Below are 12,875 nucleotides of genomic sequence, written 5' to 3'. Positions count from 1 at the left end.
CTCCGGGGTGGTGAGGGGGCGGGGGACCGCCACGGTCAGACGCGCTCGCCGGCGCGCATCTTGGCGGTCGCGCGGCGCTCGGCGAAGAAGGACAGCACCGGCACCGTGCCGGCGACCACGGTGACCACGAAGCCCTTGAGGCTCCACTTGGCGCGCAGGGCGAGGTCCACGGTGGCGAGGAAGAACAGGCCGTACAGCCAGCCGTGCGCGGTGCCGAGCACCGTCGAGGGGCCCGGGATGCCCGCCAGGTGGTTGAGCGGCACCGCGACGAAGATCAGCGCGATGAGCAGCACGCCGACGATGTTGGCCATCACCCGGTAGCGCGTCAGCGCCGTCGGGACGTCCCGCCCCTGGGCGCGGGTCGGCTGCTCAACGGCCATTGCTGCTCCTCTGTCCCAGCGCCCGCTCGTTGAGCTCGGCGAGGTAGGCGTTGTAGGCGGCCAGCTCCGGGTCGCCCGTCGTGTCGATCCGCGGCTTCTGGTAGAGCACCAGGGAGTTGCCCGGGAGGTCCTCGTCGGGGTCGCGGCGGAGCTCGTCGCGCACCATGCGCACGTAGAACCACAGGCCCATGAAGCCGTAGAGCGGCCACTGCAGCGCGTAGCTCCAGTTCACGGCGCCGCCGCCGTCCTCGGCCTTGCCGAGCTGCCAGGCGCCGAGGAAGAACGTGGCGACGAACAGGGCGGCCACGAGCAGGTGCAGCAGCACCCACTTGGGGGTCAGCAGCCGGGTGTACACGCACCTGACTCTAACCGCCGTCGCCCGTGGCCCCGCCCGGCTCGCGGTCGCGGTGGCGGGGGAGGGGCCGCGACCCGCCGCAACCGTCTCCGGTGGTCGGCCCCGGAGGCGGGTCGGCTAGTCTCGGCCCACACTGTGATCGGCGTGGATCCGCTCCCCCGAGCACCGGTGGAGGACCCGCTGGAACGACCGCCCGGGACCGGGCGGAGGACGAGGAGGCAGCGAGCAGTGGCTCGAGGCAGCAGGCTCGCGCGGCTGGCCGCGCTCGGTCTCCTGGGGGTACTCACCCTCACTGGATGCGAGATGCCGAACAACGAATTCTGGCGCTTCGGGTGGCCCGAGGGGATCACCGAAGAGGCCACGGCCATGCGTGAGCTGTGGACGGGGTCGGTCATCGCCGCCCTGGTCGTCGGCATCATCGTCTGGGCCCTGATCGGCTACTCGGTGGTCCGCCACCGCAAGCGCGGCGACGAGCTCCCGCGCCAGACGGCGTACAACCTGCCGCTGGAGATCGGCCTGACCGTCCTCCCGTTCGTGATCATCGCGGGGCTGTTCTTCTTCACCGTGGTGACGCAGAACAAGGTGATGGAGCGCAGCGCCGACCCGGACGAGACCATCCAGGTCAACGCGTTCAAGTGGAACTGGGAGTTCGTCTACCCGGAGACCGCCAGCGAGGCCGACGGCGAGCCGGTCAGCACCGTCGGCAGCAGCACGGACATCCCGATCCTCGTGGTGCCGACCGACCGGTCGATCCGCTTCCAGGTCGCCTCGGCCGACGTCATCCACTCGTTCTGGGTGCCGGAGTTCCTCTTCAAGCTCGACGTCATCCCGGGCAACGAGAACGGCCGCGACAACGTCTTCGAGGTCACCGTCCAGGAGGAGGGTGCCTACGTCGGCCGCTGCGCCGAGCTGTGCGGCACCTACCACGCGTACATGAACTTCGAGGTCCGCGCGGTCTCCGGCGACGACTACGACGCCTACCTCGCCGCTCGCGAGGCCGGCCAGAACACCTACGAGGCCCTCGAGTCGATCGGCCAGCCCGGTGACGCCGGCACCACGACGCCGCTGGACCTCGCGCAGAACAAGACCGCCGACCAGCAGTCCGCTGGTGACTGACGCTCCCGTTCCCCGCACGGGCAACATGCACGAGGAGGCACGACCGTGAAGGTCGAGGCGCTGATCTTCAACTTGATCACGGTGTTCTGCATCGTGGCGGCGATCGTCTACGGCCTCTGGGCGCGTGAGCCCATCGGCACCACGGCGCTCGCCCTCTCCGGAGGGCTGACCGGTCTCATCGGTGGGTTCTTCTGGTTCATCTCGCGCCGCATCGACGCGCGACCGGAGGACCGCAAGGACGCTGACATCGCCGAGGGCGCGGGGGAGCTGGGCTTCTTCCCGCCGGCCAGCTACTGGCCGTTCACCCTGGCGCTGTCCGCCGCCCTCATGGGCCTGGCGCTGGCGTTCTTCTACTCCTGGCTGATCCTCATCGCCGGCGCGGCGCTGCTGATCAGCGTGGGCGGCCTGCTCTTCGAGTACTACGTGGGGCAGAACGCCCAGCAGAGCTGACCGGCTGCTCGGCACGACGAGGGCCCCTCCCGCCACTGGCGGGAGGGGCCCTCGTCGTCCACGGGGTCGTGCAGCGCGCGTCCTGAGGGGCGCTGAGGGGCGGCGACGCACTGCCAGGAGCGCCGACACGCCACCGCCGGCCGCTCAGCCGGCCCACTCCTCCACGGGGCGGGGGCCGTCGCCGGTGTGCAGGTGGATGCGGTGGCCCGTCAGCTCCGACTGGAGGTGCCGGGCCAGCCGTACCGTCAGCGGGCTACCGGGCCGGAACTGCCCCAGCGGAGAGCCGGTGACGGGGTCGTGGTCCCAGCCCTCCGCCCACGCCCGGAGGCGCTCCACGAGCGGGAGCGACACCCCGAGGGCCGCCAGCTCCGCTGCGCTGACGTTGCCGGACTCCTCGCTGTCGGGGCCGTGCCAGACCGGCACGTCGACCCCGTGCTCGGGCATCAGCGTGAGGCCGGGTCGTCGCTCCTCGACGTCGTCCGCATCCACCCACCCAGTCTGCGGTCCCTGGCAACCCGGTTCCTGCTCGGCGGCCGCCGGCGGACCCTCGGCCTCACCCCCGTCCCGGAGGCGCCGCGAGGGGTACAGGGAGCCTCAGGTCCGCTCAGGGCGGCTGGGGAAGCGGAGCTGCCGGGGGAGACCCGGCAACGCAGAAGGGCCCCGGTGGAAACCACCGGGGCCCGACTGGTCGTGCGGTCGGTCAGTCGCGCGCGTCCTGCGGGCGCCCACCGTCGGACGGGCGGCCACCGTCGGAGGGGCGGCCGGAGCTGGTCAGCTCCCGCGACGCCTCACCGGCGGCGAGCCCACGACCCTCACCCAGCTGCTCGAGCTCCACCGCGGACGGCTGCTCGATGGGGGAGAAGAAGCCGCGGATCGCCCGGCGGGCACCGCCGACCTGGTTCATCCGCTTGGGCACCGGAGCGCCGCCGTAGGCCAGCTGGCCGTGGCCGTGCTCGTCCACCGGGCCGAGCGGCTGGTGCACCTCGATGAACTCACCGTGGGGCAGCCGCCGGATGACGCCGGTCTCGATGCCGTGCTCCAGGACCTCGCGGTCGTGCTGCTGCAGGCCGAGGCAGATGCGGTACGTGAGCACGTACGCGATCGGCGGCAAGATGATGACGCCGATGCGCCCGACCCAGGTCATCGCGTTCAGGCTGATGTTGAACTTGTCGGCGATGACGTCGTTCCCACCCGCGAGGAGCAGCCACACGTAGAACGTGAGGGCCATGACGCCCAGCGAGGTGCGGACGGGAACGTCGCGGGGGCGCTGCAGCAGGTGGTGCGAGGCCGTGTCACCGGTGAGCTTGCGCTCGATCATCGGGTAGACGGCCAGGACCGTGAACATCAGGCCCGCGACGACGACCGTCGGCCAGAAGAGCGCCGGGATCGTGTAGTCGCCGGGGAGGTTGATGTCCCACGCCGGGAAGATCCGGGTCGAGCCGTCGAGGAACATGATGTACCAGTCGGGCTGCGACGCCGCCGAGACCTGCGCCGGGTTGTACGGGCCCCAGAGCCAGACCGGGTTGATCTGGACGAGGCCGGCCAGCGCGGCGCAGACACCGAAGACGACCAGCAGCAGCCCGGTGGCCTTGCCCGCGAAGGTCGGGAAGAGCCGGTTGCCGACCACGTTGTGCTCGGTGCGGCCCGGGCCGGGGAACTGGGTGTGCTTCTGCTTGACCAGGATCAGCAGGTGCACGGCGATCAGGGCGAGCAGGATGGCCGGGAAGATCAGCACGTGGGCGATGTAGAAGCGCCCGATGATCTCGGTGCCGACGAAGTCGCCGTTGAAGACCGCGAAGTGCGCCCAGGTCCCGATGACCGGGATGGACAGCAGGATCGCGCTGATGATGCGGAGCCCGGTACCCGAGAGCAGGTCGTCGGGGAGGGTGTAGCCGGTGACGCCCATGAGCAGCGACAGCACGAGCATGACCACGCCGATGAGCCAGTTGCTCTCACGCGGCCGGCGGAAGGCGCCGGTGAAGAAGATGCGGAGCAGGTGCACCACGATCGCGGCGACGAACAGCAGCGCCGCCCAGTGGTGCATCTGGCGCATGAAGAGGCCGCCGCGGACGTCGAAGGACAGGTCCAGCGCCGAGGCGTAGGCCGCCGACATCTGCGTGCCGCGCAGCGGGTCGTACTCGCCCTGGTACTCGACCTCGACCATCGACGCGTCGAAGAAGAAGGTCAGGTACGTGCCCGACAGCAGCAGGATGATGAAGCAGTAGAGGGCGATCTCCCCGAGCAGGAACGACCAGTGGTCGGGGAAGACCTTGTTCAGCGTGCGCCGGACCGGGCCGGCGACGATCATGCGGTCGTCGAACTCGGTCGCGGCCTTGCCCAGTCGGGAGGTCGGCGCACCCGGCGTCGTGGCGGTAGCAGCCATCAGATGCGCTCCCGGTTCCAGTAGGTGGGGCCCACGGCCTCAGGGTAGTCGCTGCGGGCGACGAAGTAGCCCTCGTCGTCGACAGTGATGGGCAGCTGCGGCAGGGACCGCGTCGCCGGGCCGAAGACCGGCTTGGCGCCCTGCGTGACGTCGAACTGCGACTGGTGGCACGGGCAGAGGATCCGGCTGGTCTCCTGCTCGTACAGCGACACCGGGCAGCCGGCGTGCGTGCAGATCTTGGAGTAGGCGACGTAGTCGCCGTAGCCGTAGTCCGCCTGGCCCTCGCGGGGACGGTCGGCCGCCACCTGCTCCGGGCGGAGCCGGATGAGCATCGTCGCGGCGTCGGACTGGAAGTTGCCGCCGGGGACGGCCGGGAAGACCGTCTCCAGGGAGCCGGGCTCCTGGTCGCCCGGGCGGACCGGGGTGCCGTCGTCGCGCACCAGCCGCACGCCCTCGGCCCAGCTGGTGCGGCCCAGCGGGTTGCCCTTGTTCGGGTTCTTGATCAGACCACCGAGCGGGGCGACGAGCATGAGGCCGAACGCGGCGCCCATGAAGCCGAGCGAGCGGGTGAGCAGCTTGCGCCGGGCCAGGCCGCTGTTGTGCAGGCCGCCGACCAGGGTGGCGCCGGTGGTCACGCGGTCGAAGTGGGAGCCGTCGTGCTTGTCCTGCACCGCGGTCTCGTGCGGGAGCAGCTTCTTCGTGTAGAGCACGAGGCCCACGCCGGCCAGGGCGAAGGCCAGGCCCATGAACAGACCCAGGAGCGGGTTGAACAGGGCGCTCCAGGTCGTCCCCTCGGTCGCCCAGTTCCACTCGGGGAGGAACCAGCCGGAGCCGGCGTAGACGACGAGGAAGAGGAACGCGGAGATGCCGGCCGCGGCGAAGGTCCAGCCGACCTGGCGGACCGCGCGCTTCTCCAGGCGGGAGCCGGGCTCGGGGCCCGGGTCGACGTGGAGGATCTCCACGCCGTCGTACCGGGCACCCAGGATGTCGAGCTCCTCGCGGCTCATGGCCGCGAGCTGCTCCGGGGTGTAGTCCTCGTCCGGGCCGCCGTGCAGGGGTCCCGGGGTGTCCGCGCCGCCGGCCGAGCCGGGGCGGGTGTCGTGCGTGGTCACGCCTTGCTCCCCATCCAGAAGATTCCGAACATCAGGGCGCCGATCCCGACGACCCAGATGACGAGGCCCTCGCCCACCGGGCCGATCCGGCCGATGCCGGCACCGCCGGGGTCGGCCTGGAACTTGACCGTCTGGACGTAGTTGATGATGGAGCGCTTCTCCTCGGGGGTCAGCTGGTTGTCACCGAAGACCGGCATGTTCTCCGGTCCGGTCAGCATCGCCGTGTAGATCTCGAGGTCCGTGGCGTCCTTGAGGCTCGGGGCGTACTTCCCGGAGGAGAGCGCACCGCCCTCGCCGACGAAGTTGTGGCACGAGGCGCAGTTGAGCCGGAACAGCTCACCGCCCTCCGCCAGGTCGCCGTCGCGGAGGTTGCCGCCCGGGGGCAGCTCCGGGCCGCCGCCGTTGGCCTGGACGTAGGCCATCAGCTGCTCGATCTCGGCGTCGGAGAAGACGGCCGGCTTGTCCGGGGCCTGGGCCTCCTGGCGCACGAGCGGCATGCGCCCGGTGTGCACCTGGAAGTAGACGGAGGCCTCGCCGACGCCGATGAGCGACGGGCCGCGGTTGGGCTCGCCCTCGAGGTTCTCGCCGTGGCAGGTGATGCAGCTGCGCTCGTACAGCTCGCGGCCCGCGGCCTCGGCGGCGGACTCGGAGGTGGTGTCCTCGGCGGCCTGGGCCGGCGCGAACACCGAGTAGAGCGAGCCGGTCAGCACGAGCGAGGCCATGAGGCCGGCGACGTTGGCGACGCGGCGGCGCTGCTTGGACCGGCGGCGGGCGCGGGCCCGGTCGACCGGGCGGCTCGTGGCGTCGGTCGGGGCGTCGGACTGCGGGTTCGTGGTGGACACCGGTTCCCTAGCGGATCAGGTAGATCGTGGCGAAGAGCCCGACCCACACGACGTCGACGAAGTGCCAGTAGTAGGAGACCACGATCGCCGAGGTCGCCTGCGCCGGCGTGAAACGGCCCATGGTGGACCTGATGAGCACGTAGACGAACGCGATGAGCCCGCCGATCACGTGCAGGGCGTGGAATCCCGTCGTCAGGTAGAAGACGGAGCCGTACGTCGACGAGGAGATCGTCGTGCCGTGCTCCATGACCAGGACGCGGTACTCGTTCGCCTGCGCGAGCACGAAGACCAGGCCCATCACGAAGGTGATGGTGAACCAGCGCCGGAGGCCGTAGACGTTGCCGTTCTCGGCCGCGAACACACCGAACTGACAGGTCACCGAGGACAGCACCAGGATGACCGTGAAGACGGTGGCGTACGGGAGGTTCAGCTCCGTCGGCTCCGGGGGCCACCCGTCGGTGGCCCGGGCTCGCGCGGTGAAGTACATGGCGAACAGTCCGGCGAAGAACATCAGCTCGCTGGCGAGCCAGATGATCGTGCCGACGCTGACCATGTTCGGTCGGGTCAGGGAGTGCACCCGCGAGGTGTCGAAGGTGCTGCTCGCCACGGGGGCCGTTGTCACGAGGGTCATCATGGCATCGGCAGGCCCCGGTCACGACTGCGGGTGGTGACGGCGTGGCGCCGATGTGACCAGCTCGATACCGACGCGCCGGTGGTGGCCTGCGGGGACGCGCCCGGGCACTAGGCTCGGCCGTGTGAGTGCCGCCGAGACGCCCGCCGCACCGGCCACCGTGCTGCTCTACAGCCACCGCCCGGAGGTGCGCGACGCCGTCCGCACCGCGGTCGGCCGCCGACCGGCCGCGGACGTCGGCCCGCTGACCTGGGTGGAGTGCGCCACGGCCGCCGAGGTCGTGGCCGCCGTCGACGCCGGGGGCATCGACCTGTGCGTCCTGGACGGCGAGGCGCAGCCGACCGGTGGCATCGCGCTCACCCGCCAGCTGGAGGTCGAGGTGGCCGACCGCCCGGCGGTGTGCCTGCTGATCGCCCGCCAGCCCGACCGGTGGCTGGCGCACTGGTCCCGCGCCGAGGCGACGCTCCCGCTGCCGGTGGACCCGCTCGTGGCTCCCCGCGTCGTCGCGGACCTGCTGCGCAGCGCCGCCCGGCGTCCGGCCGCGCGCCCGTGACGGCGACGCCCGCCGCTCGCACCTGGCCGGCTCTGCTCAACCGCCTGCTCGCGGGGGAGGACCTCACCGCCGAGGACACCCGCTGGGCGATGCGCGAGATCATGACCGGTGAGGCGACCCCGGCGCAGGTGGCCGGGTTCGCGGTGGCCCTGCGGGCCAAGGGGGAGTCGGCGCAGGAGGTGTCCGGGCTGGCGACCGAGATGGTTGCCCAGGCGACGGCGGTGGACCTGCCGCTGGACTGCGTGGACATCGTCGGCACCGGTGGGGACGGCGCGCACACGGTCAACATCTCCACGATGGCGGCGGTGGTGACGGCGGCGGCCGGGGCGCCGGTCGCCAAGCACGGCAACCGCGCCGCGTCGTCGTCCTCCGGGGCGGCGGACGTGCTGGAGGCCCTCGGCGTGGTCATCGACCTGCCGGCCGCGGCCGTGGCGCGCTGCGTGCGCGAGGCGGGCATCGGGTTCTTCTTCGCGCCGGTCTTCCACCCCGGCTACCGGCACACCGCGGCGGCCCGCCGGGAGATGGGCATCGCGACGGTCTTCAACTTCCTCGGCCCGCTGACCAACCCGGCGCGGCCGGTGGCCGCGGCCATCGGCTGCGCCAACGCCCGGATGGCGCCGGTCCTCGCCGAGGTGCTGGCGGCCCGCGGCGCCCGTGCCCTCGTCTTCCGCGGCGACGACGGGCTCGACGAGCTCACCACCGCCACCACCTCGGCGGTCTGGGTGGTCCGGGACGGCGCCGTCCGGCCCGACCGCGTGGACCCCTCGGCCCTCGGCATCGGGACGCCCGGCCCCGACGCCCTGCGCGGTGGCGACGCCCGGGCCAACGCCGACGTCTTCCGGCGGGTCGTGGACGGCGAGCGCGGGCCGGTGCGCGACGCGGTCCTGCTGAACGCGGCGGCGGCCCTGGCGGCCTTCGACGAGCGGGACGTGCGCCTGCACGACGCGCTGGCGGCGGGGCTGGAGCGGGCGGCCGTGGCCGTCGACGACGGGCGGGCGGCCGCGCTGCTCGACCGCTGGGTCGAGGTCAGCCGGAGCGCGGGGGCCGCGAGCTAGTCGGCGGTCTCGAAGCCGATGGAGAACGCGGCCTCGAGGTCGTGCTTGGAGTAGGCCCGGAACGCGATGTGCGTCTCGGTCTCGAGCACGCCGGGGACCTTGTTGATCCGGCCGGCGATGACCTCGGCGATCTGCTCGAACTCGCGCACCCGCACGACGGCGATCAGGTCGACCTCACCGGCGGTCGAGTAGACCTCGCTGACGCCGTCGAGGTCGGCGATCGCGCCGGCCACCTCGGGGATCGAGTCCGTGGCGGCGTCGATCATGACGATGGCGGTGATCACGCCGGGGATGCTATCCGCTCCGGCCGGGCCCGGGTCCCGAGCGCGCGGCCGTCGGCGAACGGGTCCCGCTCGGTGCGGCCCACCTCCACGCGGTCCAGGAAGCCGCTGTAGGCCCCCGTGCCCGGCGCGGGGCTGGCCAGGGTGCCGGTGAGCTGCACCAGCCGGGTGCCCGGCTTCTCCAGCCAGCGGAGCACCAGCTCGGTCTCGTCGACCGACGTCGTCGCCGCCCCGTCGGTGCCGGGGAGGGTCTCGGCGGTGGCCAGGAGGACCGGCAGCACGCTGCGGACCGTGGTCCCCCGCGGGGCGGTGCCGGCCGCGACCAGGCGGCCGTACCGGACGACCGACAGCTCCCAGCCGCCGGAGCCGTCGGGCCGGGCGAGCACCAGCTCGGGGACGGCGGCCAGCGACTCCAGCCGCTGGCGTCGCCGGACGGCGCGGACGAGCACCGCGACGCGGTCGCGCAGGACGGCGGCGTCCTCGTAGCGCTCCTCGGCGGCGAGCCGCTCGACCCGGTCCAGCAGCGGTGCCATCAGGGGCCGCGGGTCGTGGCTCACGGCTGCGGCGAAGACGGCGGCGATGTCGGCGTACTCCACCACCGTCTGCGCGCCGGTGCACGGTGCCCCGCAGCGCCCCATGCCGGCGAGCACGCAGGCGCTGGCCGGGGAGCGCGGGCTGAGCCGCGTGGTGCACTGCCGCAGGGGCAGCGCCTCGTGGACCGCGGCGACCGCGGCGTCGGCGGCGCGGCGGTCGGGGAAGGGCCCGAGGAAGACGCCGGCGTCGGGCCGGACCCGGCGCACCACGGACAGCCGCGGGAAGGGCTCCTCGGTGAGCCGCACCCAGAGGGCCCGCTCGGGGAACCGGGAGCGGCGGTTGTACCGCGGCTTGTGCTCGGCGATCAGGCGGAGCTCGCGGACCGCGGCCTCGAGCGCGTGCGCGCAGGAGATGGTGTCGACGCGCTGGGCCAGGCCCACCATCTCGGTGATGCGGCTGCGCTGCTCGCTGGAGGAGAAGTAGCTGCGGACGCGGCTGCGCAGGTCGGTGGAGGTGCCGACGTAGAGCGGCTCGTCGCGCGGGCCGCGGAAGAGGTAGACGCCCGGGCCGTGCGGCACGCCGTCGGCCAGGTGCCGCTTGCGCCGGCGCTCCGGGTCGATCTGGCGGGTGATGCCGGTGAGCTCCTCGAGCGTCGTGACGCCCAGCGGGCCCAGCCGCTCGAACAGGCCGTGCAGCACGTCCACGGTCGCGCGGGCGTCGTCCAGGGCGCGGTGCGTGGGGGAGGTGGAGGCGGAGAAGAACGGTGCCAGGGTGCCCAGCTTGCAGTTGGGGACCTCGTCGCGGCTCAGCAGCCGGCGGGCCAGCACGGCGGTGTCGACCGATGCCGGCGCGGGCCACGGGATGCCGCTGCCGGCGCAGGCGGCCTTGAGGAAGCCGAGGTCGAACGGGGCGTTGTGCGCCACCAGGACCGCGCCGTGGGCGAACTCGAGGAAGGCGGGGAGGACCGCGTCGATCCGCGGCGCCGTGGCGACCATCATCGAGGTGATCCCGGTGAGCACGCTGATGTAGGGCGGGATCTCGTGGCCCGGGTCGACCAGGGTCTGGAACTCGCCGAGCACCTGGCCGCCGCGGACCTTCACCGCGCCGATCTCGGTGATGGCGCTGTCCTTGGGCGAGCCGCCGCTGGTCTCCAGGTCGACCACGACGAAGGTCACCTGGGACAGCGGCGTCCCGAGCTCCTCGATCGAGACCTGCTGGAAGCCGGGTGCGGTGGAGGAGGGTGGCACGGGCCGGACGCTAGGTCGGGGTGCTGACAGTCCGGGGGACGCGCGCCGCGCGCGGCGTCCCTCGCACGGGGGGTTCGGCGGCGGAGCGGGACCCCCCGCCTGGCACTAGCGGCGTGAGCAGGACAACATTCCTGCTGGTGGCGGTCGCGCACGGGGCGGCCGTCCGACAGGTGAGGGTGGTCCGATGCTCGCGCGCTCCTGGAGGCGCCCCTCCGTCCCGTCGGGACACCGGGCCGTGGTGGCCGCCGCGGTCTCGCTCGCCGTCGCCCTCGCCGTCGCGCCGTCGACCGCCTCGGCCGCCCCGAGCGACCAGCCGGGCGGCACCACCGGCGTGCTCGACAGCCGCGACCTGGACCGCCTCCAGGACCGCGCCGCGGAGGTGCAGGACGACCTCCGCGCCCAGCAGGACGACGTGGCCGCCGCCCGGGAGGAGCAGGCGGAGGCCGAGCGGGCGGTCGAGGAGGCGCAGGCGGTCCTGGCCGACAAGCAGGGCGAGCTCTCCGTCCACCAGCGTGCCGTCGCCGGCTACGCCTCCGCCCTCTACCGCGACGGCGGGGCGCTGAGCCCGCTCACGCTGCTGCTGGCCAGCGGGGACCCCGGCGACGTGCTGTCGGCCATGGGCTTCCTGGACGCCGTGGACGCGCACGCGGCGCAGGTGATCGCCGTCGCCGAGAGGCACCGGCGGGCGGCGGTGGAGGAGCAGGAGCGCGCCCAGGCGGCCCTGGACCAGGCGGCGAGGCGGGCCGAGGAGGTCGCCGCGCGGGTCGCGGAGCTGGAGGCCGCGGCCGACGCCGTCACCGCCGAGCTGGACGAGGCGCTCGAGGTCGTGGACGGGCAGCTGGCACGGCTGCAGGCGGAGCAGGTCGACGTCAACGAGCGCACGGCCGCCAACTGGCGCGCCTACGTCGACCAGCTCGTCGCCGAGGGGCTGGCGGCCACGCCGGCGACGGCGCTGCGGGCGCCCGAGGGTGGTCTCCCCGCGGGGCTGGTGCCGGTCGCGGCGTCCGGCGGCGGGGCCCAGGCCGGCGCCGCCCAGCGGCCGGGGCAGCCGAGCTCGGTGCTCGTCCTCCCCGGCGAGACGCTCACCGCCGTCAGCGCGGCCATGGAGGCGTTGGGGAAGCCGTACGCCCCGGGGACGGCCGGGCCCGACTCGTGGGACTGCGGGTCCCTGGTGCAGTCGGCCTACGGGCGGGCGGGCATCGCGCTCCCCGGCACGCAGGGCGAGCTGTTCGCGACCACCGCACCCGTCGCCCCGGCCGACGTCCTCCCCGGGGACCTCGTGTTCCTCGGCACGGCCGAGGCGGGGCTGGGGCACGTGGGCATCGCGCTGGACCCCCGCACGATGCTGGCCGCCGACGGGCGGGCCGGAGCCGTCGTCGTGCGGACCCTGCCGGGGGACCAGGTGCTGGGGATCGGCCGGCCCAGCCTGCCGCGCCGGGCGGCGGTGGAGGTGCCCGGGCCGACCGGTGGCGCCCTGCGGGTGGAGTGCGGCAACACCGTCTACCCGCCGAGCTACGACGGCGCCCGGTCCTGGGGTGGCTACCCCAACGGCCTCATCCCGCCGAGCGCGATGTGCCCGCTGGGGGCCGCCGGGCACGTGCTGCGCTGCGACGCCGCGGCGGCCTACCGGGCCATGTCGCAGGCCTACGCCGCCACCTTCGGCGGGCCGATCTGCATCACCGACTCCTACCGCACCTACAGCAGCCAGGTGCGGCTCTACGGCGAGAAGCCCGCCCTGGCCGCCGTGCCGGGCACGAGCAACCACGGCTGGGGGCTGGCCGTGGACCTGTGCGGGGGCATCGAGCGCTTCGGCACGCCGCAGTACGCCTGGATGGTCGCCAACGCGGGCCGGTTCGGCTACCTCCACCCGACCTGGGCCGACCCGGGCAACGGGCGCGAGGAGCCGTGGCACTGGGAGTACGCCGGGACCTGACCC

14 protein-coding genes are annotated in these 12,875 nt (G+C 73.3%); 5 read left to right on the top strand and 9 right to left on the bottom strand.

Annotated elements, in window-relative coordinates; genetic code table 11:
- Window positions 1–35 precede the first annotated feature (35 nt).
- Window positions 36–380 (bottom strand): DUF3817 domain-containing protein, encoded by a 345-nt coding sequence (locus E4P43_RS07295; RefSeq protein WP_135144746.1) that lies wholly within the window; start codon window positions 378–380, stop codon window positions 36–38.
- Window positions 370–735 (bottom strand): metalloprotease, encoded by a 366-nt coding sequence (locus tag E4P43_RS07290; protein WP_135144745.1) that lies wholly within the window; start codon window positions 733–735, stop codon window positions 370–372. The genes E4P43_RS07295 and E4P43_RS07290 overlap by 11 nt, the downstream gene beginning before the upstream one ends.
- A gap of 303 nt (window positions 736–1,038) precedes the next feature.
- On the opposite strand from E4P43_RS07290, the gene coxB reads away from it, so the two are divergent.
- Together coxB and E4P43_RS07280 are read left to right on the top strand one after the other, a co-directional pair.
- Window positions 1,039–1,851, top strand: coding sequence for a cytochrome c oxidase subunit II (gene coxB / locus E4P43_RS07285; protein ID WP_135144744.1), 813 nt, complete (start codon window positions 1,039–1,041; stop codon window positions 1,849–1,851).
- Between the two features lie 45 nt (window positions 1,852–1,896).
- Window positions 1,897–2,301 carry a cytochrome c oxidase subunit 4 gene (locus E4P43_RS07280; protein WP_135144743.1) on the top strand — a complete coding sequence of 135 codons (405 nt, stop codon included), beginning with the start codon at window positions 1,897–1,899 and terminating at the stop codon, window positions 2,299–2,301.
- 144 nt (window positions 2,302–2,445) lie between these two features.
- Here the strand turns inward: E4P43_RS07280 and E4P43_RS07275 are convergent, their stop codons facing one another.
- The 5 genes from E4P43_RS07275 to E4P43_RS07255 form a co-directional block, all read right to left on the bottom strand.
- Complete coding sequence (locus E4P43_RS07275; RefSeq protein ID WP_135144742.1) at window positions 2,446–2,790, bottom strand: hypothetical protein; 345 nt, start codon at window positions 2,788–2,790, stop codon at window positions 2,446–2,448.
- A gap of 211 nt (window positions 2,791–3,001) precedes the next feature.
- Entirely contained in the window at window positions 3,002–4,684 is a 1,683-nt protein-coding gene (locus E4P43_RS07270; protein WP_135144741.1) for a cytochrome bc complex cytochrome b subunit, read from the bottom strand.
- Window positions 4,684–5,796 (bottom strand): Rieske 2Fe-2S domain-containing protein, encoded by a 1,113-nt coding sequence (locus E4P43_RS07265; protein WP_135144740.1) that lies wholly within the window; start codon window positions 5,794–5,796, stop codon window positions 4,684–4,686. Before E4P43_RS07265 ends, E4P43_RS07270 begins: the two co-directional genes overlap by 1 nt.
- Entirely contained in the window at window positions 5,793–6,638 is an 846-nt protein-coding gene (locus E4P43_RS07260) for a cytochrome c (RefSeq protein WP_245158985.1), read from the bottom strand. The genes E4P43_RS07265 and E4P43_RS07260 overlap by 4 nt, the downstream gene beginning before the upstream one ends.
- A gap of 7 nt (window positions 6,639–6,645) precedes the next feature.
- Window positions 6,646–7,269 (bottom strand): heme-copper oxidase subunit III, encoded by a 624-nt coding sequence (locus E4P43_RS07255; RefSeq protein WP_209313766.1) that lies wholly within the window; start codon window positions 7,267–7,269, stop codon window positions 6,646–6,648.
- 124 nt (window positions 7,270–7,393) lie between these two features.
- Here E4P43_RS07255 and E4P43_RS07250 point away from each other — a divergent pair, with 124 nt between their 5' ends.
- Complete coding sequence (locus E4P43_RS07250) at window positions 7,394–7,822, top strand: hypothetical protein (RefSeq protein ID WP_135144738.1); 429 nt, start codon at window positions 7,394–7,396, stop codon at window positions 7,820–7,822.
- Window positions 7,819–8,877, top strand: a complete 1,059-nt coding sequence (trpD, locus tag E4P43_RS07245) for an anthranilate phosphoribosyltransferase (RefSeq protein WP_135144737.1) — start codon at window positions 7,819–7,821, stop codon at window positions 8,875–8,877. Before E4P43_RS07250 ends, trpD begins: the two co-directional genes overlap by 4 nt.
- Here trpD and E4P43_RS07240 read toward each other — a convergent pair.
- Both E4P43_RS07240 and E4P43_RS07235 read right to left on the bottom strand, forming a co-directional pair.
- Window positions 8,874–9,161, bottom strand: coding sequence for an Lrp/AsnC ligand binding domain-containing protein (locus E4P43_RS07240; RefSeq protein WP_135144736.1), 288 nt, complete (start codon window positions 9,159–9,161; stop codon window positions 8,874–8,876). The genes trpD and E4P43_RS07240 overlap by 4 nt on opposite strands.
- Window positions 9,158–10,939, bottom strand: a complete 1,782-nt coding sequence (locus tag E4P43_RS07235; protein WP_135144735.1) for a DEDD exonuclease domain-containing protein — start codon at window positions 10,937–10,939, stop codon at window positions 9,158–9,160. The genes E4P43_RS07240 and E4P43_RS07235 overlap by 4 nt, the downstream gene beginning before the upstream one ends.
- 238 nt (window positions 10,940–11,177) lie before the next feature.
- On the opposite strand from E4P43_RS07235, the gene E4P43_RS07230 reads away from it, so the two are divergent.
- Window positions 11,178–12,872: a D-alanyl-D-alanine carboxypeptidase family protein gene (locus E4P43_RS07230; RefSeq protein ID WP_135144734.1), complete on the top strand. Its 1,695-nt coding sequence runs from the start codon at window positions 11,178–11,180 to the stop codon at window positions 12,870–12,872.
- Window positions 12,873–12,875: the final 3 nt, after the last annotated feature.

Origin of the sequence: Blastococcus sp. TF02A-35, assembly GCF_004571075.1 — a bacterium.
Taxonomy (GTDB): Bacteria; Actinomycetota; Actinomycetes; order Mycobacteriales; family Geodermatophilaceae; genus Blastococcus.
This window is presented reverse-complemented; position numbering and strand designations above follow the sequence as displayed.